The sequence below is a fragment of the Microbacterium sp. STRO-2N genome (assembly GCF_057747775.1).
Genome location: NZ_CM173223.1, coordinates 3,440,893 through 3,459,716, shown reverse-complemented (window position 1 = coordinate 3,459,716; position 18,824 = coordinate 3,440,893). Strand labels below are relative to the sequence as shown.

General features: G+C 70.5%; 12 protein-coding genes. 2 read left to right on the top strand and 10 right to left on the bottom strand.

Going from position 1 to position 18,824, the window contains the following annotated elements; all coding sequences use genetic code 11:
- Window positions 1–71: 71 nt before the first annotated feature.
- From AC3ANN_RS15965 to pgm, 8 genes are all read right to left on the bottom strand, one after another.
- Window positions 72–1,373, bottom strand: coding sequence for an ABC transporter substrate-binding protein (locus AC3ANN_RS15965; RefSeq protein WP_488338368.1), 1,302 nt, complete (start codon window positions 1,371–1,373; stop codon window positions 72–74).
- 421 nt (window positions 1,374–1,794) lie between these two features.
- Entirely contained in the window at window positions 1,795–2,877 is a 1,083-nt protein-coding gene (locus AC3ANN_RS15960) for a Gfo/Idh/MocA family protein (RefSeq protein WP_488338367.1), read from the bottom strand.
- 112 nt (window positions 2,878–2,989) lie between these two features.
- Window positions 2,990–4,765: an ABC transporter ATP-binding protein gene (locus AC3ANN_RS15955; RefSeq protein WP_488338366.1), complete on the bottom strand. Its 1,776-nt coding sequence runs from the start codon at window positions 4,763–4,765 to the stop codon at window positions 2,990–2,992.
- A gap of 57 nt (window positions 4,766–4,822) precedes the next feature.
- Window positions 4,823–5,842: a LacI family DNA-binding transcriptional regulator gene (locus AC3ANN_RS15950; RefSeq protein ID WP_488338365.1), complete on the bottom strand. Its 1,020-nt coding sequence runs from the start codon at window positions 5,840–5,842 to the stop codon at window positions 4,823–4,825.
- 165 nt (window positions 5,843–6,007) lie between these two features.
- Window positions 6,008–6,154, bottom strand: a complete 147-nt coding sequence (locus AC3ANN_RS15945) for a hypothetical protein (protein ID WP_194410497.1) — start codon at window positions 6,152–6,154, stop codon at window positions 6,008–6,010.
- An 88-nt stretch (window positions 6,155–6,242) separates the two neighbouring features.
- On the bottom strand, window positions 6,243–6,950 hold the full coding sequence (locus AC3ANN_RS15940; protein ID WP_488338364.1) for a cupin domain-containing protein: 708 nt from the start codon (window positions 6,948–6,950) through the stop codon (window positions 6,243–6,245).
- Entirely contained in the window at window positions 6,947–7,849 is a 903-nt protein-coding gene (locus AC3ANN_RS15935; protein WP_488338363.1) for a DUF6807 domain-containing protein, read from the bottom strand. Before AC3ANN_RS15935 ends, AC3ANN_RS15940 begins: the two co-directional genes overlap by 4 nt.
- 104 nt (window positions 7,850–7,953) lie before the next feature.
- A complete protein-coding gene (pgm, locus tag AC3ANN_RS15930; protein ID WP_488338362.1) occupies window positions 7,954–9,597 on the bottom strand; it encodes a phosphoglucomutase (alpha-D-glucose-1,6-bisphosphate-dependent) in 1,644 nt (547 codons plus the stop codon).
- A gap of 207 nt (window positions 9,598–9,804) precedes the next feature.
- Between pgm and pheA the strand changes: the two genes are divergently transcribed.
- On the top strand, window positions 9,805–10,785 hold the full coding sequence (pheA, locus tag AC3ANN_RS15925; protein ID WP_488338361.1) for a prephenate dehydratase: 981 nt from the start codon (window positions 9,805–9,807) through the stop codon (window positions 10,783–10,785).
- 117 nt (window positions 10,786–10,902) lie between these two features.
- Window positions 10,903–12,009 (top strand): class I SAM-dependent methyltransferase, encoded by a 1,107-nt coding sequence (locus AC3ANN_RS15920; RefSeq protein ID WP_488338360.1) that lies wholly within the window; start codon window positions 10,903–10,905, stop codon window positions 12,007–12,009.
- 36 nt (window positions 12,010–12,045) lie between these two features.
- Here the strand turns inward: AC3ANN_RS15920 and AC3ANN_RS15915 are convergent, their stop codons facing one another.
- A complete protein-coding gene (locus tag AC3ANN_RS15915) occupies window positions 12,046–17,544 on the bottom strand; it encodes a DUF7507 domain-containing protein (protein WP_488338359.1) in 5,499 nt (1,832 codons plus the stop codon).
- Window positions 17,545–17,720: 176 nt separating this feature from the next.
- Window positions 17,721–18,788, bottom strand: coding sequence for an LLM class flavin-dependent oxidoreductase (locus AC3ANN_RS15910; RefSeq protein WP_488338358.1), 1,068 nt, complete (start codon window positions 18,786–18,788; stop codon window positions 17,721–17,723).
- Between the last annotated feature and the right edge of the window lie 36 nt (window positions 18,789–18,824).

The window sequence follows — 18,824 nt, the reverse complement described above, 5'->3', positions numbered from 1 at the left end:
TCTCCGATGCGGGTTCTTCGAGTGGGGCTCCGGGCCCGGGCGCGCTGGACGCAGCCCGGACCCGGAAGGACTCACTGGCTCAGCACGACGTCCATCTCGGCGAAGAACTGCGTGACCGCGTCTTCGACCGTGACGGTGCCGAAGTTCAGCTCCGTGCCGAGCTGGCGGAACTTCTCCTCGAGCGTGCCGTAGCCGATGATCGGCACCGGCGGGGCGTCGCCCAAACGGTCGGCGATGGATGCCTCGTAGTCAGCGATCTGCTGGCTGAGCGGATCGAGCTCGGCCGCCTCGAGGGCGGTCTCCGAGGCCGGGATGCCGCGGTTGGTGCCGAAGATCTCACCGGACTGCGGCGAGTTGATGAGGAAGTTCACCAGCGTCGCTGCGGCCTCCGGGTGATCGGTGTTCGCCGAGATCGCGTGGAGCATCGACGGCTTGAGGTACAGGTCCTTCGCGCCCTCCTCGGTGATCGGGGGAGCGACGAGCCCGAGCTCGGTGTACTCCGCGCCCAGGTTGCCGAGGTAGCCCGAGCCGAAGTTGTCCCACGTCAGCTCGCTCGCGGTGAGCGCGCTGTCGAACGGGCTCAGCGGCGCGACCTCCTCGACGCTCTGCTGCGGCACGACGATGCCGTCGCGGGCCGGCTGGCCGGACTCCCAGAACTCCGCGAGGCGCTCCTCGTCGAAGCCGGGCTCGCCTTCGTCGCTGAACAGGTACGAGCCCTCGGCACGCAGCTGCAGCTCGAAGTTCTGGATACGGCCGGTGTAGTCGCTGCCACCCCAGAACGCACCGCCGGACGCGTCGGTGACCTCGCCCATCCAGTCGGTGTAGTCCTCCCACGTGCCGCCCGGGAAGTCCTCGACGCCCGCCTGCTCGAGCAGGACCGGGTTCGTGTACATGCCCCACGCGTTCGTCGACGTCGGGATCGCGTAGGTCGTGTCGTTCACGACGCCGATGTCGAGGATGTTCTGCGGCAGCGGGTCGGACTCGATGATGCCGCCGATGTACGGGTCGAGGTCGAGGAGGAGCCCGTTCTGCGAGTACTGGCGCAGGTATGAGTAGTCGAACTGCATGACGTCGGGGAGGTTACCGCCGGCCGCCTCCGTCTGGCGCTTCTCCCAGAACTCGGGGAAGGCCAGGAAGCTGGAGTTCACCGTGATGTTCGGGTACTCCTCGTTGAACGCGGCGATGACCTCGTTGTAGAGCTCGGCACGCACGTCGTTGCCCCAGAAGGCGAGGTCGAGCGTGACCTCCTCGTCGGGGTTGAACGTCGGCTCGCTGTCGGGGGCGTCGCCGCTTCCACCGGCGCAGCCGGCCAGAACCAGGGCGGCGCCGGCCGCGATCGCGGCTGCGGCGGTGACCCGCTTCTTGCTGAACATCCTTGTCCTCTCTGTGAACATCTGCGTTCGTGCTCGCCGCAAGACATTCGTCGTCCGTTGGTGCGGTTTGTCGGGCGCGCTCCCGAAGAGATGCTGGAAAGCGCTTGCCCGCTACGGTACCTCAGCGAAAAACGTTTCGCAAGGGCGATTCCCGCCCGATTTGAACGATTCAGCAACGCGCGACGGCGGTGCGCAGCATCGCTCGTGCAACGCCGACAGGTCAACCGAGCCTCGACAGGACGGATCTGGGTGGAGCGTCCTGCGGAGAGCCGATTCTCCTGTGGGGCGCGCACAGCTTGGGACGACGGATGCCGGCCGCCGGCGTCACGGCGCCGTTCCCCGCACGCTCAGCTGTCGCGAGCTGTCGCCCGGGCCGGCACTTCGTGACAGGCCGCGCGCGGTGCAGTCGAAGGGTCCTCGCTCACCTGCGGTCGGTCACAGGGCTCGCGAAGCCGCGGCGGTGCGTCGGATGCGTCGCGAGCCGATCGGGCGTGATCACCGCGCCGTCCTCGGCGGCCGACGCGTAGATCGCCGCCACGAGCTCGAACGAGCGCGCCGGGTCGGCGGCGACCGCGGGGAGTGCGCCGCCCGAGCGCAGCGCGTCGAACACCTCGCGGATCAGCACTTCATGACTGCTCGCCTCCTCGGCTTCGGGAAGCGACCACGCGGCGGCCTCGGCGTCGAAGCCGGGGGCAGGGGTGATCCGCCAGTTCTCGTGACCGTGACCGTAGAGGTGGTCGACCGTGATCGTCGCGCGCTGGGTGTCGATGCGGATCGAGCTCGTCTCGCGCGGCGACACCGCGCTGGTGACCACCGACGCGATCGCGCCGTTCGCGAACGTCAGGGTCGCGGTCGAGGCATCCTCCGTCTGCGTCTCGCGATCGAGGCGCCACAGGCGGGCCTGCACGCTCTCCCAGTCGCCGAGCAGGAACGCGAGCAGATCGATCTGATGGATCGCGTGCCCGAGGGTCGGCCCGCCGCCCTCGGTCTCCCACTTGCCCCGCCACGGCACCGCGAAGTACGACGCGTCGCGGTACCACAGCGTCTGGCACTGCGCGATGAGAGTCCGGCCGAACGCCCCCTCGTCGAGCAGCCGCTTGACGTGCGCCGCGGCCGTGCCGGTGCGCTGCTGGAACACCACGACGAGCTCGCGGCCGGCCGCGGCGGCGGCGGTGCGCATGTCGTCGAGCTCTTCGAGGCTCGGTGCCGGCGGCTTCTCGACGATCACGTCGGCGCCCGCGTGGGATGCGGCGACGGACTGGTCGCGGTGCGCCGCCGGCGGGGTGCATACGTGCACGACGTCGGGCTGCTCCGACGCGAGGAGGGTGTCGAGGTCGTCGTACACCGCGGGCGCGCCGAACCTCCCGGCGAACGCCGTCGCGGACTCACGCGACAGGTCGGTGACCGCGATGAGCTGCGCGTGCGGGTACGCCGCGATCGCGTGGGCATGGGCGTGGGCGATGGCACCCGTGCCCACGATCGCGCAGCGCAGTGTCTCGATCATGGGTCAGGCTCCTTCGCATGTCCTGGCGAACGCACAGGCCCGCAGCATCCACCGTCGACCCTAGGACATCATGGCGGAAAGCGCTATCCCGCGGTGCCATCCGCTGCGCGGCTCAGTCCGACGTCCCGGCCTGGGTCGCGTGGAGGTGGGCGTAGCGGCCGCCGCGCGTGAGCAGGTCGTCGTGCGGTCCCTGTTCCACGACACGGCCCTGCTCGAGCACGACGATGCGGTCGGCCCGCCGGATCGTCGACAGCCGGTGCGCCACGACCAGAGTGGTGCGGCCGGTCATCAGGCGGTCGAGGGCCTCCTTGACGAGCTCCTCCGACTCGGGGTCGAGGGCCGAGGTCGCCTCGTCGAGGAGCAGGATGCGCGGGTCCCGCACGAGCGCGCGAGCGATCGCGAGGCGCTGCCGCTGCCCGCCTGACAGGCGCGCGCCGCGCTCGCCGACGACGGTGTCCCAGCCGTCCGGCAGCGTGTCGACGAACTCCGCGGCGTTCGCGTCGCGCAGCGCCTGCCGCAGCCGCGCCTCCGGCACATCGTCGAGCCCGTACGCGATGTTCTCGCGGATCGCGCCTTCGAACAGCACCGACTCCTGCGGCACCACCGACACGAAACGGCGCACCGTGCGCAGGTCGAGCTCCTGGGTGTCGCGGCCGTCGAGCAGGATGCGTCCCGACGTCGGGCGCACGAAGCCGAGCACGAGGTTGAGCATCGTCGACTTGCCCGAGCCCGATGAGCCCACGAAGGCCACGGTCTCGCCGGCCGGGATGTCGAGCGAGACGTCGTGCACGGCATCCCGGTCGGCACCGTCGTAGCGGTGCGACACGTGCTGCAGCTCGATGTGCCCGTCGACCTGCCCGACAGCGGCTTTGCCCTCGTTCTGCTCGAGGTCGGGTTCCTGCAGCACCTCCGAGATGGACCGCATCGACTCCATGCCGCGCGCGCCGACCGGGATCAGCATCAGCAGCTGGGTGAGGCCCTGTGTCAGCAGCGCGAAGTAGGTCGACAGCAGCACGACCTCGCCCGGAGTGATGGGCAGGATGCCGGTGAGCGCGAAGACGGCCGCGAGCACGAGGCATCCGACTCCCAAGAGCTGCATCGTGACCCACGAGATCGACGCGACGTGGCCGTTGAGCATGTCGAGGTGCAGGCCGGCGCGGCGGACGCCGTCGGCGCCTGCCGAAACCCGTGACACCGCGGTCTGCTCGAGTCCGTGCGCGCGGGTCACCGGGATCAGCGACGCCATCTCGCCGACGCGTGCGGCGAACCCCTCGACCTCGCGGCGGAACACCTCGTTACGCACGCGCGAGCGCCGCCCCAGCGCCCACCGCAGGCCGAGTGCGATCGGCACCGCCAGCGCGTACACCGGAAGGAACTCGGGCACCGCGATCGCGGTCATCGCGATGGCCCCGATGAGCACCATGGTGGACGACAGCAGCGGGTGAGTGACCTGCTGCAGCATGATCTCGACGTTCTCGACGTCGCGCACGACCTTGGTCTGCACGATCGAAGAGCTCACGCGCGAGTGGTAGCCGATGCTCAGGCTCTGCAGCCGCGCCGCGAGCGCGTTGCGCAGCTCGGCGCCCGTGTCGCGCACGACGGTCATGAAGTTGCGTGTGTACACGAGGTGCATCGGGTAGTTCTGCAGCAGCAGCACGGCGGAGATGCCGAACCAGAACAGCACGCTCGACACCTCGCCGCCGGTCGCGACGAGGTCGATGACCTCGGCCGTCACCACCGGCAGGAACCACAGCGGGATCTCCTTCAGCGCGAACGCCACGAGCGAGATCGCCAGCCGGCCCGGCCGCTGAGCGAGCAGTCGCAGCACCGAGCGGACCGGCCGCGGGTTTTGGGCGATGCGGATCGTCCCGGTAAGCGTTTTCTGCATGATGCCGACATGCTACAGACGGATGCCTCGGGCGCGGTGACCGGCCGGCTCGCGGCTTCAGCTCAGCGCGCCGGCGACCGTCGATCCGCGGACGATCAGCTCGGGCCTGTATACGACGTTCGCGAGCTCAGGGCCGGCCGTACCGCCGATGCGAGCCAGCAGCATCTCGGCCGCGGTGCGACCCATCTCGCGCGCCGGCTGACGCACCGAGGTCAGCGGCACGGCCGAGATCGCGGCGAACTCGATGTCGTCGTAGCCCACGACCGCGACCTCCTCGGGCACGCGGATTCCGCGCGAGACCAGGCCGTGCACGAGTCCGATCGCGAGGTGGTCGTTCGATGCCACGAGCCCGTCCGGCCGGTCGGCGGGATCGCGCCGTGCGAGCTGCTCGCCGAAGAACCCGCCGACGGCCGAGGTGGTGCGCTCCGTCCAGACCAGCTCGAGCGTCGCCTCCGGATGCGCCGCGACCGCCAGGCGAACCCCCTCGAGTCGCTCCCGAACCTGGCGCACCTCCTGGCGCGCGCCGACGAACGCGAGGCGCCGGCGCCCGGTCGCGAGCAAGTGCTCGGCGGCGAGTCGCCCGCCGGCGACGTCGTCGAACGACACCGACGCGAGCTCGCCGCGCTCGTCGACCGCGTCGACGAGCACCACGGGGATGCCGCGGCCGCGCAGGCGCTCCAGCCACGGCTCGAGCGGGCCGAACGGGCTCACCAGCGCGCCCTCGACCTGGACGCGCTCGAAGAGCTCGAGATGGTCGCGCTCCTTCGTGATGTCATCGCTCGAGTTGCCCACGAGCACGCGCAGTCCCGCCGCCGATGCGGCGTCCTCGGCGCCGGCGACCATGTCGGCGAAGAACGGGTTGGCGATGTTGATCACGGTCATGCCGAGCAGGCCGCTGCGGCCGGCGCGCAGCTGCTGCGCCGCCTGCAGCGGCACGTAGCCGAGCTGGTCGGCGGCGGATCGCACGCGCTCGACGAGCCGGTCGCTGACCATGTGGGGCCGGTTGAGCGCGTTCGAGACCGTGCTGATCGACACGCCGGCGTGCTGCGCGACATCCCGGATGCCGACTCGCTTCATGGCGGCCTCGTCTCTGACGGCTTCACGGTGCCGCCGTCGTCGAAGGCACCCGTCCCGATCATGGTAGGCGTTTTCCTGCTCGCCGACGCTGCGCGTTCGAAACGGTTCCGCAGACCCCGCCGTCCCGGCGGTGCGAGCTTTCGCCGCGCCCGCCGGCGGCGGAGGTCAGCGCTTCTTGATGTTCGTGATGGCGTCGCTGTCGGCCGCGCGACTGTTGGCGGCCTTCTTGTCGGCCTTCGCGAGGCGCTTCTCTTTCAGCGTCTTGGACGGCGCGGTCTTGCCGCCTTCTCTGCGCGTGGACTTGTCACCCATGGGACTGGCTCCTTCGAGAGCCGCGGTGACCCTGTGGTGCTGAGGCTACACGTCATCGCGCCGATCCGATCAGCGCGGCTCAGGTCGGTCAGTCCCACGTCTGCAGCCGGCCGCACATGCCGAAGGCGCGTGGGGCGTCTCGGCGCTCGCCGCGTTCGACCGCCGCGTCGGTCAGGAGTCCCGGCTTCCCGTCGGCCAGCCTCTCGAGCTGGTCGCGCGTGCGTGCGGCCTCGGCGGCGACCGTGGACTCCCACAGCTTCTGCCACCGCGCGACCCTCGGCTGCACCAGGCGTGCGGCCCGCGCGTGCAGCTCGGCGAGCGCGGGCAGGCCACGGGCCTCGAGATCGTGGAGCAGCTCGAGGTACCCGCGCAGCGCGAGGTCGCGGCGGGCGCGCGCGGCGCCGGCCCGCTCGTCCTCGGTCCCGTCGGGCAGCGTCGCCGCGCGGGCGTACGCCTCCGGATCGTCGAGCACGTCGGCGGGGAATGTCAGCACGGCGTCACCCGCCTCGGGCAGTCCCGCGTTCTGCATCACGACGATCAGCTCGAGACCGCCGTGGTTGACCAGCCGGTGCACCGTGCCGGGCGAGAACGACACGACCTCACCTGGTTCCAGACGGCGGATGTCTCGCCCCGCGGCCGAGACCGTGTGCACCTCGCCCGACCCGGCGGTGACGACGTACCCCTCGCTCGAGGCGGTGTGCAGGTGCGGCGATCCGCCGCGCAGACCGTCCTCGGCCTCCCAGTCGTAGACGCGCAGGCTGCTGACGGCCACGGCGCCGGGAAAGAGCGCGCTCACGGTGCGAGCTCCTCGGCGAGCGCCCGCGTCTCGTCGGGCGACCATACGCGATCGCCGAACACGTGCCGATGGCGCAGGGAGAGCTCGTCGCCCGGCGCCAGCACGATGTGCTCGTCGAACGAGGGGGAGGGCGCGACGATCGGGAACGGCTCGGTGCGCACGAACCACCGGACCGGTGGCGCGGCGCTCGACGTGCCGGCGAACACGAGCACCGTGCCGCCGCCGTCCACCTCGTCGTGCTCACCCGACACGGCCACCCACGGTGTCTCAGTGCCCATGATCGCGTCGGCGCCCTCGAGGTCGCCCGACAGCACGCGTCCGCCGGTCCACGCGCGCGGCATCCGGATCACGAATCCCGTGTAGCCGGCGTCCGGGCGCCCTTGCGTCGTCGGGCTTCCGAGCGCGAGCTCGCGGTCCGCGATGCTGCGGAGGGTCGTCGCGAAGTCCAGTGCCCACAGCCCGCGGTCGGGATCGACGCCGTGGAAGCGGTGGGTGCGGGTCTCGGCGATCCACTCCTCTCCGGCCCGCGTGACCCATATGAGCTCTTCGGTGAACGAGACCTCGGCCCCGGCATCCTGCACGTCAGTGAACCGCTCGTGGCGGATGATGCCCACGTTGTCGAGCTGACGGTACCCGGTGTCGCGGTGGAAGGTCGGCCCGCCCCAGAAGTTCTCGCCCGACACGTGGGTCCACGTCATCTGGAGCCCCTTGTGCCAGCGGTGGTCCCACGGGCGGAACGCCGTCAGCGGTGCGCCGTCGAGCGTGCGAAGGGGGTGCAGGAAGGGTTTGGGTCCTTCGGATGCCGCGCCTCCGGGTGCGAACGCGTACCGGACGATGTCGACACCGCCGGTGGTGACGGTCACCCCCTTGTCGTCGATGCGGAGCGCGAGTTCGGCCATGCGCCCCATTGTGCCCGAATCGGATGGAAAACGCTTCCCCGAACCTCGCGCGGCGAACCGTCGCACATGGCCGCCGGCGTCAGGGTCCGAGCGGCCGTTCGCTGTCACGCCGCCCCGAGGGCCTCCGACACCACGGCGCGCGCCTCCTTCTGCACCTGTGCGAGATGCTCGGGGCCGCGCAGCGACTCGGCGTAGAGCTTGTAGACGTCCTCGGTGCCCGAGGGGCGCGCGGCGAACCAGGCGTGCTCGGTCTGCACCTTGACACCGCCGATCGCGGCGCCGTTGCCGGGCGCGTGCGAGAGCTTCGCGGTGATCGGCTCGCCGGCGAGCTCGGTCGCGGTGACCGACTCGGGCGCAAGCCTTCCGAGCGCCGCCTTCTGCTCGGGCGTGGCCGGGGCGTCGACGCGCTGGTACGCCGACGCGCCGAACTCCGCCTCGAGCTCGGCGTACCGCTGAGACGGCGTCTTGCCGGTCACCGCGAGGATCTCGGCGGCCAGCAGGCACAGCAGGATGCCGTCCTTGTCGGTCGTCCACACCGAGCCGTCCTTGCGCAGGAACGACGCTCCCGCCGACTCCTCCCCGCCGAACGCGACGGAGCCGTCGAGCATCCCCGGCACGAACCACTTGAACCCGACCGGCACCTCCAGCAGCGGCCTGCCGAGCCGCTCGGCCACGCGGTCGATGATCATCGAGCTCACGAGCGTCTTGCCGACCGCGGCATCCGTCGGCCATCCCTCGCGGTGCGAGAACAGGTAGTCGATCGCGACCGCGAGGTAGTGATTGGGGTTCATGAGCCCGCCGTCGGGCGTCACGATGCCGTGGCGATCGGCATCGGCGTCGTTGCCGGTGAGGATGTCGTACTCGTCGCGGCGAGCGACGAGCGAGGCCATCGCCGACGGCGACGACGGGTCCATGCGGATCTTCTCGTCCCAGTCGAGCGTCATGAACTTCCACGTCGGGTCGACGTCGGGGTTCACCACGGTGAGGTCGAGGCCGAACACCTCGGCGATGAGCGCCCAGTACTCGACCGACGCGCCGCCGAGGGGGTCGGCGCCGATGCGCACGCCTGCGCTGCGGATCGCGTCGACGTCGATCACATTCGCGAGATCGCGCACGTACGCGTCGCGGAAGTCGTACTCGCCGATCGTCTCGGCGTCGAGGTCCTTGAACGCCGTGCGCGCGACGCCGTCGAGGCCCGCCGCGATCAGCTCGTTCGCGCGGTTCGCGATCCAGCCGGTGGCATCGGTGTCGGCGGGGCCGCCGTTCGGCGGGTTGTACTTGAAGCCGCCGTCGCTCGGCGGATTGTGGCTGGGCGTGACGACGATGCCGTCCGCGCGACCCGGGTCCGCGGCATCCCGCCCTCGGTTGTACGTCAGGATCGCGTGGCTGAGCGCCGGCGTCGGCACCCACGAGTCGCGGGCGTCGACGCGCACGTCGATGCCGTTGGCGACCAGCACCTCGATCGCGCTGCGCTCGGCCGGAAGCGACAGGCCGTGCGTGTCGCGACCGAGGAACAGCGGCCCCTCGATTCCCTCCGCGCGGCGGTAGTCGACGATCGCCTGGGTCGTGGCGAGGATGTGCGTCTCGTTGAAGCTCGCCGACAGCGACGCGCCGCGGTGACCGCTCGTGCCGAACGCGACTCGCTGCGCAGGAACGGCCGGGTCGGGTTTCACGTCGTAGTAGGCGGCGATCAGCTCATCGATGTCGATGAGGTCCGAGGCTTCGGCGGGCTGTCCAGCGCGAGTCATGCGATCCAGTCTGCCTCTCCTGCAGGCCCCGCGCACGGTGGATGACGCGTCGCTCCGCACTGATGTCGGACCGAGTCCTCCGAGGCGAAGCGCGCATAACTCAGGAAGAGTCTCGGAATCGGCGGCGGGAACGCGTCGCTCGAGCGGTTCTTCCTGAGTTGCGCACGCCGAGGCCGGGCAACCGGACCCGGGGTTAGGCTGGCGGGCGTGACTTCCGAGGCCGTCGACGCTCAGGCATCCGCTCCCGTCCGCCGCACCTACAGCTACCTCGGCCCGGCGGGCACGTTCACCGAAGCCGCGCTGGCCCAGGTGCCCGAGGCGCGCGGCCACGACTGGAAGCCCGTGCGGAACGTCGGTGAAGCCCTCGCGGACGTCGTCGAGGGGCACTCGGATGCCGCGATGATCGCCATCGAGAACTCCGTGGACGGCGGGGTGTCGACGGCGCAGGATGCCCTGGCCACCGTCCCCGGGCTGCGCATCGTGGGGGAGTACCTGGTGCCCGTCGAGTTCGTGCTCGTCGGACGCCCGGGCGCGCGCCTCGAGGACGTCTCCCTCATCTCGGCGCACCCGGTGGCGTACGCCCAGTGCCTGCAGTGGCTCTCGCGTGAGCTGCCGTCGCACGCGCACGTGCCCGCCGCCAGCAACGTCGCGAGCGCGATGAGCCTGCTGGACGGGACGAGCGACGCGGATGCCGCGATCGCGCCCCCCGGAATCCTCGAGCATCACGAGCTCGAGCTGCTCGCGTCGAACATCGGCGACAACGCCAACGCCGTGACACGGTTCGTGCTCGTGAGCCGCACCGTCGCGCCGCCGCCGCCGACAGGTGCTGACAAGACCTCGCTCATCGTCGAGCTGCCCGACGACCATCCCGGCGCCCTGCTCGAGATGCTGGAGCAGTTCGCGACGCGCGGCATCAACCTCTCGCTGCTGGCGTCCCGCCCGATCGGCGACGAGCTCGGCCGCTACCGTTTCGTGATCGATGCCGACGGCCACATCGAGGACGAGCGCATGGCCGACGCGCTGCTGGGCCTGCGTCGCTTCAGCCCGAGCGTGATCTTCCTGGGGTCGTATCCGCGCGCGGACCGCGCTGTGGTCCACTACCCCGAGCGGTATGCCGACGACGTCTTCGTCGAGGCGCGCGACTGGCTGCGCGGCCTCATCTCGGGCGAGCCCGACGAGCGCGACTGAGCCTCGGCCGCGCGCACCCCGCGCGACGAGAGGGCTCGCGCCGCAGTCCCCCCGCTCGTACCCTCTGAGGTGCGGGGTGCGACGCAGCATCCGCGCACGTGAGCGATACGGTGCCCGATGAACACATCATCCACCGACGCGACGACCGCATCGGCGATGTCCGCGGAGGCGTTCGCCGAGCGCCTCCTGGCCTCGACGCTCGGGTGGGTCGACCTCATGTCGGCATACCTCGGCGTGCGCCTGGGCTGGTACCGCAGCCTGCACGACTCGGGACCGGCGACCGCCGACGAGCTCGCGCAGCGCACCGGCACATCGCCGCGCTACGCGCGCGAGTGGCTCGAGCAGCAGGCGGTGAGCGGAGTCCTCGTACTGGAGGAGGGCGGCGACGGAACGTCACCGTCCCGCCGCTACACCCTTCCGCCAGGCGCCGCCGAGGCGCTGCTGGACGACCGGAGCCTCGCCTTCGTCGGCGGGATGCCCCGCCTGTTCGCAGCCGCAGGAGTCAACATGCCAGGATTCCTCGAGGCGTACCGCACGGGCGGCGGGGTGAGCTGGGAGCAGCTGGGAGCCGATGCGCGGGAGGCCCAGGCCAGTCTCAATCGGCCATGGTTCGAGGCCCTGCCCGGCGCCCTCGCGCCGATCTCGTCGCTGACCTCCGTGCTGGAGCGCCCGGGTGCGCGCATCGCGGACATCGGCATGGGCGCGGGCTGGTCGTCGATCGCGCTCGCGCAGGCGTACCCGGGACTGACGGTGGCCGGGTTCGACATCGACGAGCCGTCGATCCAGCTCGCGCGGGCGAACGCGCACGACAGCGGCGTCGCCGATCGCGTGACGTTCCACAACGCGGACGGCGATGGGCTGGAGAACTACGGGCCCTTCGATGCCGCGTTCGGGTTCGAGTGCGTGCACGACATGCCCCGGCCCGTCGAGGTGCTCGGGGCGATGCGTGCGGCGGTGCGCGAGGGCGGGCCGGTGATCGTCATGGACGAGGCGGTCGGCGACCGGCTCGTGGCGCCCGGCGACCAGGTCGAGCGGCTGATGTACGGGTACAGCCTCTTCTGCTGCCTGCCCGACGGCCTCTCGCACCAGCCGAGCGTCGGCACCGGCACCGTCATGCGCCCCGACACGCTCCGCGGCTACGCCCGCGAGGCGGGTTTCGCCGACCTCGAGATCCTGCCGATCGAGGATTTCGGGTTCTTCCGGTTCTATTCGCTCGTCCGGTGAGCGCCCGGCCGTGTCGCCCACGGCCGGGCGACCGGCTCAGGCCCTCCGACGGCGGGTGATGCCCACGAGCAGCAGTCCCGAGAGAAGGACGAGGATGCCGCCGACGAGGGCGGTGATCGGCAGCACGACGCCCGTCGCAGGCAGACCCGCCGCGACCGGGGTGCCGGTGTAGTGCGACGGGTCGTCGTCGGTGACGGCGATCTCCGTGCCGGGGACGGTGCCGGTCGCGCTGCCGGTGTTCGCGTACGCGCCCGTGATGGCGACGCCCAGGGCGTTGCAGGTGAACGACGCACCGGGTGCGAGTGGGCCGGCGACCACGTTCGACGGCCTCCCGTCGCACCAGATCTGGAAGGCGGCGACCTTGTCGTCGGTCACGGTGACATCGATCAGCGGCACATTGCCGGTGTTGGTCACGACGTACGTCCACTCCACGATCGCTCCGGTCGCCAACGGCACGCCAGGCGCTTGATCGGCGTCCTGGCCGTTCGTCGCCTTCTCGATGTCGATGGCCGGGAGGGCGCCGAAGTAGTGCGACGGGTCGTCGTCGTCGACGATCACGCCGGCGACCGGGTTCCCGTCGACGTCGGTGGTCACCGGGCCGGTCGCCCTCACTGTGCCGAGGTTCGCGTACTGCCCGACGTCCGCTGTGCCGGTCGCGACGCAGGTGAAGGAGGCGTCGGCCGGCAGCGGCCCGGCGATCACGTTGCCGCCCGTCCCATCGCAGTCGATAGCGCCGGCATCCAGCATGTCGTCCGTCACCGTGACGTTCGTCAACGGGACCGTGCCGGTGTTGGTGACGACATACGTCCAGCGGACGACGCTGCTGACCTGAACGTATGGACCGGTCGGGGTGTCGGCGTCCTGACCGTTGGTGGCCTTCTCGATGTCGACGGCCGGCGTCCCGCCGAAGTAGTGCGACGGGTCGTCGTCGGTGACCTCGGCCTGCGTCGGGTCGAGGCCCGTCACCGTGCCGGTGTTCGCGTACTGGCCCGCGATCGCCGTGCCCGTGGCCACGCACGTGAATGTCGCGTCGGGCGCGAGCGGCCCGGCGATGACGTTGCTGCCGGTGCCGTCGCAGTCGATGGCGGAGTCCGCCACCCGGTCGTCGGTGACGGTAACGTTCGTCAGATCGACTCCGCCGGAGTTCGTCACGATGTAGGTCCACCGTACGGCGCCCCCCACCGGAACGGTCGGCCCGGTCGGGGTGTCGGCATCCTGAGCGTTCGTGTGCTTCTCGATGTCGACGCCGGGTGCGGGCATGAGCGCCAGGTCGCCCGTGAACGTGGTGAACCCGTCCGCGATGAGCTCGTCGGCGAGACCCGCCACATCGTCGCCGGTCGGCCCGTTGCCTCCGGACAGTTCCCCTCCGCTGTATACGTACGCCATGGTCACCGGCGTGCTGGTCAGACCCGTCGTCGCGGGGTCTGGGGCTGCCGTGTTGTTGTTGTCGGCGTTCTCGTTCGGCGCCGCGGTGTCGCTGGAGCCGACGGTGCGCACGACGTAGTCGGCCAGCGGACCTCCGGCGGCGAACATCGATGCCGGGATGTTCGCGGTGTAAGTGCCGGCAGGCAGCCCCGCGACCGACCATCGGCCCGCCGCGTCGGTCACCCGGGTGCCGACCACGTCGCCGCTCGCGTTACGCACCTGCACGGTCACCCCGGGAATGCCCGTCTCGCCGGCGTCGAACACTCCGTTGCCGTTGCGGTCCATCCACACCAGGTCGCCGAGGGTGAACCCCGGCATCTGCACGTACGGCTCGTTCGACAGCAGCGGCTGGTTCGCGAACGTGGGCGAGAAGATCATCGCCCGGTTCACGTACAGATTGTCGAGGTCGTTGCTCGTCGACACCGCCGGGATCAGAGCCCGCACCCGCGACTGCACCGGAAGCGTCGATGCCGAAACGAACCGCACCGCCGTCACGGCGCCGAAGTCGGCGACCTCGGCAGCGGTCAGCCAGCGTCCGCCCGGGGTCGCCGGGTTGGCGTTCGACGCGTCGCGCGGGTCGTGGTTGACCGTGGCCGGCGCCGCCGTGGTGTAGTACCACGTGCCGGGCACCGCGCCGGTGCCGCCGCGAAGGTACGTCGGAGCCGCGAGTGGACCCGTCAGCTGCACCGAACCGGTGTAGTCCGTCGCGAACTGATCGCGACGCGAGAGCGCATCGGCCGCACCGTCGCCGCTCCACGGCAGCACGTCGATCAGATCCGGAGCCTGGAACGAGAGCACGGTCGAGGTGTTCCCCCAGTCCAGCGACCAGGTATACGGCTCGCCGCTTGCGACGTACGCCTTGTCCACCGTCTTGGAGATACCCATCTGACCCGCACCCACGATCTGGATGGTCGCCGTGTCAGTGGGGGCATTCGTCGAGTTGGCAGCCGTCGCCTGCATGGTGTTCACGTAGGTGTCGCCGGGTTGCGCGAGCGAGTCGACGGTGGTGCAGATCTGCAGGCGCCGGGCGCCCGCGGCCGTCGGATGGAAGATCCATTGGTTCGTCCCGGTGGTGACGATCGGCACGTCCCCGCCACTGAACGTCACCTGGCGAGTCACCGCGTCGTAGCTCATCGTCACGCCCTGGGGAAGGCGCGCCTGCGTGCACGCGGCGTCGAAGTGCAGATCGGTGGGGATGGTATCGATCACCTTCACGTCGACGATCGTCATCCCGGCGAAGGTGCGGTCTGCCAGCACGTTCAGATCCCAGATCGCGGTGTTGCCGGGCAGGTACTGCGTGGGAGTGACCGTCTTGTCGACGACCAGTTGCGGACCCTCGAAGCGTCGTTCCCGAACGATCGTGGACCAGCCGGTGGTGGTCGGCCAGCCGCCGGCGTTGGAGAGGCGGATGCGGTGCGGGATCATCTCTCCGGCGTTCGGTCCACCGTTGTACGTTCCGCGGACCTGGAGGGCCGACCACAGGTTGACGCTGAAGGGTCCGACCTCCGTGAGGGTGGGGTCGGTCGGACGCACGCGGATCATGTTCACGCGGTCGCGCCAATCCGCGCCGAACGACGCCGGATCGGTCGACCACGGGCCGGGGTCCTCGCGGCACGACGCTGCCGCGTCGCTGAGCGACGACGTGTCGCTGGGGAAGAGATTGACATTGGGCGTCGTGTCGAACGGCCCCGCCTGGGTGTCGACGGCGTTCGGTCCGACCGCGTACTCGATCACGTAGTCCGCCGGGTTGACGGAACCCGTGGCGGTCACCGTCGTGGTCCCGCCAGGCCGAAGGAACTGCGTCGAGACGTCGAAGACGTCGCACAGCTGCAGGTTGGTGACCGAGATGCGGTCGCTGCTTGCGCTCAGCCCCACCGTCGTGTTCAGCGTGTGGCCGGCGAACGACGGCCGGAACTGATTGGGGTTGCCGCCGTACTCCCCGCCGGTCTCGGTGGCGATGTACTGCTTGTCGCCGGTCAGGATGCCGCACTCCGCCGGGGAGGGTCGCACGCTGCGCACGTCGAGGTTGTTGCCAGTCGCCGTCGTGCCGTCCCACCCGGGTTCGAAGCCCGTGCCGTTGTTCGGCTGCCCCTCGATGGTCCACGTATCGGACCCGACCGCCTCGTTGCGCAAATCCATCGTGACGTTGTTCTCGCACGGGTCGGCGGGCATCGCGTCCATGGGGATGAAAATCCGCGCGATGAAATCCATGCGCCGGTTATTGAAGCCCCGCTGATTCGGCATCGCGCTGATGTCCCAGCCGTCGGCGGGCTGCGCCCCCGTCTCGCAATTCGTTGATTCGACGTTCGGATTCGGCTGCAGCTCCCGGCAGCTGAGAAGGATGGCGCCGGGGTGGCTGACGAGTCGATCCTTGAACGCGATCGGGCGATCCAGCCATGGCCCTACGTTGTCGGCCCCGGCGAGGTCGAGGACTCGGAAGTCGTAGTCGATGGTGTAACCCGAGACCTGCACGCCGTTGATGGTCTGGGTGCTGAAGGTGGGGCCCTGGCGGAAGTTCTTCTGAAGGTCCCAGCGCGGTGCGGCCGCACTCGCCGCGCGCGTGGCGAGGTTGTTGCCGGTGCCGTCCCAGCCGGGCTCGTGCCCATCGCCGAAGTTGAGCGCCCCGCCGTTGAGCGCCCAGTGGTCGGTGTCCTGCGCACGGTTGTCGTAATCGAACGTGCCGGTGGGCACCGGGTCACCCGGCTGCCACGCCGGGTTGATCGCCCGGTTCATCTCCTCCAGCGGCACGAACACGGTCATCACCATGTGCCCCTCACCCGTATCCGAGCCGGCACCGCTGTTGGGGCGGATACTGAGGGTCCAGCCGTCGGCTCCCTGCACCTCAGACACCGCAGGGCACGTGAGCGTCCACGGCGACCCTGCCATGCCGTCGGCGCCCTGAGCGCCACGGCACTCCGTGATGCGAGCGCCGGGAAACTCCGGCATCACGTCGGTGAACGTCACCGGCCACACGAGCTCGCTGCCGCCGGTTCCGCCCATGAGGTCGCGGATGTGGAACATGTACCGCACGAAGTACCCTTCGGTGGGCACCCCGCCGATGGTGAGGATGGTGAAGTCGGGGCCAGCGTTGCCGACGCCGGTGGCGGGGTAGAGCGTCTTCTCGAGGTCCCACCGCGCGGTGCCCGTGACCTCGACGACGGGACCGGAGACCGAGTTCGACATGCCCGCGTCGCCCTGGCCGGCGTAGGCGTGCATCTCGATACTGGCGTGGGCGGGAACCGGGGTGTCTCCCGCGAAACGGTAGGCGAACTGAATGGCAGCGACGCTCGACGACATCGTGCCGAGGTTGCACGTCACGGTGATGGAGCCGTCCGGATTGATGGTGCGCGAGGAGGCCGGGTTCGCGCCGTTCGCGGCGCCGAGGCACCCGGCTGGGAGCCCGTTGGCGCTGGGGCCCACCAGCTCGAGTGCCGCTCCATCCGGAGACGAAAGCGTGAACTGCGCGACGACATTGGGGACCGACGCCCCGGTGGGGAGCCCCGTCAGCGACACCGAGTAGTTCTGCAGCACGCTGTCGTTCGTGCGGACCACGCAGTTGCCCGGCCCAGAGTCGAGGCCGGGGCCGTCAGACGCGTCGAACGGCGGCAGACCGGTCACGGCGAATCCTTCGCAGGCCTCGGCTTCTGGCAGCCGCTCGACGACGAGGTCGGCGATCGGCTGCAGGCCGGCGTCGAGCGCCGTCACCTGTGCGGCCCCCACGATGGCGAACGGCACGCTCACGCCGCGTTCGGGTTCCCCGGGATTCGGCTGACCCGCACGGCCGAAGTCGTTGTCACCGCTCGGTGTCGCCGGAAACCGGAAAGGTCCGGGCGCATCGACGCGAACGACGAAGTCGCCGTCCGCGACGTCGGCGAAGCTGTACGTGCCCCCTGCGCCGGTCGTCGTCGACGCGATCACCGCTCCGCCGGGCGACGACAGCAGCTCTACCGTGACGCCGGACTGCACGACCTCGCCGCCCTGCCGCAGGCCGTCGCGGTTCGAGTCCCCCCACGCGACACCTGAGACGAGGCTTCCCTGGCCTGCGCGGGCCGGGGCTGTCGTCGGCAGCACGACTCCCGCGACGACCGCGAGCACCGCCACGAACACCATCGCAGAGCGGCTGCGCCGCCGGGGTCGTGTGCTCGTTCCGTCCGGCATCCGAATCGACATGTGTTCGCCCCCCTGTCCTCGCGCGGCCGTCGAACACGGCCTTCGCGACAATCGCTTCCACGGTGTCGGCCGCGCCGGACAGGGACATCACCCAGATCGTGTGATATCGGGGAGCGCTACTCCAGCAGCTCGGTGGCGAGGAGCTCGAGCGTCCGCACGCGGCCGGGCGAGGCATCCATCGGCTCGCTCTCGTACGACCCCGCGATCGGCGAGATCATCACCTCGTCGACGCCGTGCCGAGCGGCGAAGGCGTGCAGCTCGGATGCCACGGTCTCGGCCGTGCCCACGAACCAGGTCGCGCGGGCCGAGGCCATGAACGTCTCGCCGAGGCCGGCGAAGTCCGCTGCCCCTGCGAGGGACTCCTCGACGGTCTCGAGCGGCACGAGCGGCCTGTTCGTGCGCAGGCGCGCGGTCATGCGCAGGTTGGGCAGCGCCCGCGCCTCCGCCTCCTCGTGCGTGGGCGCGACCAGCACGTTCGCCGTGAGGAAGGTGCGAGGCGCGGCGAGGGTCTCGCTGGGCTGGAACTGCGAGCGGTACAGCTCGAGCGCGCGGTCCAGTCCTTCGCCCGAGAAGTGGTTCGCGAACACGTACGGCAGGCCGAAGGATGCCGCGAGCTGCGCCGAGTAGTCGCTCGAGCCGAGCAGCCACACCTCCGGCACGCTCGTCGCGGCCGGCGTGGCGTGGACGTCGTAGGTCCCGCCGGACGTGAAGCGGAGCGCCGCGCCTTCGGCCGATACGAGCGACACGATGTCGCGCACGTGCTCCGGGAAGCGCTCGACATCGCTGGTGGTGCCGCTCTGGCGGAGCAGCTGCGTGATCACCGGGTCGGACCCCGGAGCGCGGCCGATGCCGAGGTCGATGCGGCCGGGCGCGATGGCCTCGAGGGCCGCGAACTGTTCGGCCACCACGAGCGGCGAGTGGTTCGGCAGCATGACGCCGCCCGACCCGAGCCGGATGCGCGAGGTGCGTGCGGCGGCGGCGGCCGCGAGCACCGGCGGGGTCGTCGACGCCACGGCGGGCATGTTGTGGTGCTCGGCGAACCAGTACCGCCGGAATCCGAGTCGATCCGCCGCCGCGGCGAGGGCGAGGGATGCCGTCACCGCCTGCGCGCTCGTCTGCCCGGTGCGCACCGGGACCAGGTCGAGGACGGACAGCGAAAGCGGGGCGGGGGCTGCAGTGCTCATCCCCAGCCACAACCGGTCGCGGCATCCCCCGTATTC

Coding starts and splice junctions, on each gene's coding strand:
- AC3ANN_RS15965 (WP_488338368.1), bottom strand. CDS start 1,373: ATGTTCAGCAAGAAGCGGGTCACCGCCGCAGCCGCGATCGCGGCCGGC.
- AC3ANN_RS15960 (WP_488338367.1), bottom strand. CDS start 2,877: ATGATCGAGACACTGCGCTGCGCGATCGTGGGCACGGGTGCCATCGCC.
- AC3ANN_RS15955 (WP_488338366.1), bottom strand. CDS start 4,765: ATGCAGAAAACGCTTACCGGGACGATCCGCATCGCCCAAAACCCGCGG.
- AC3ANN_RS15950 (WP_488338365.1), bottom strand. CDS start 5,842: ATGAAGCGAGTCGGCATCCGGGATGTCGCGCAGCACGCCGGCGTGTCG.
- AC3ANN_RS15945 (WP_194410497.1), bottom strand. CDS start 6,154: ATGGGTGACAAGTCCACGCGCAGAGAAGGCGGCAAGACCGCGCCGTCC.
- AC3ANN_RS15935 (WP_488338363.1), bottom strand. CDS start 7,849: ATGGCCGAACTCGCGCTCCGCATCGACGACAAGGGGGTGACCGTCACC.
- pgm (WP_488338362.1), bottom strand. CDS start 9,597: ATGACTCGCGCTGGACAGCCCGCCGAAGCCTCGGACCTCATCGACATC.
- AC3ANN_RS15920 (WP_488338360.1), top strand. CDS start 10,903: ATGAACACATCATCCACCGACGCGACGACCGCATCGGCGATGTCCGCG.
- AC3ANN_RS15915 (WP_488338359.1), bottom strand. CDS start 17,544: ATGGTGTTCGTGGCGGTGCTCGCGGTCGTCGCGGGAGTCGTGCTGCCG.
- AC3ANN_RS15910 (WP_488338358.1), bottom strand. CDS start 18,788: ATGAGCACTGCAGCCCCCGCCCCGCTTTCGCTGTCCGTCCTCGACCTG.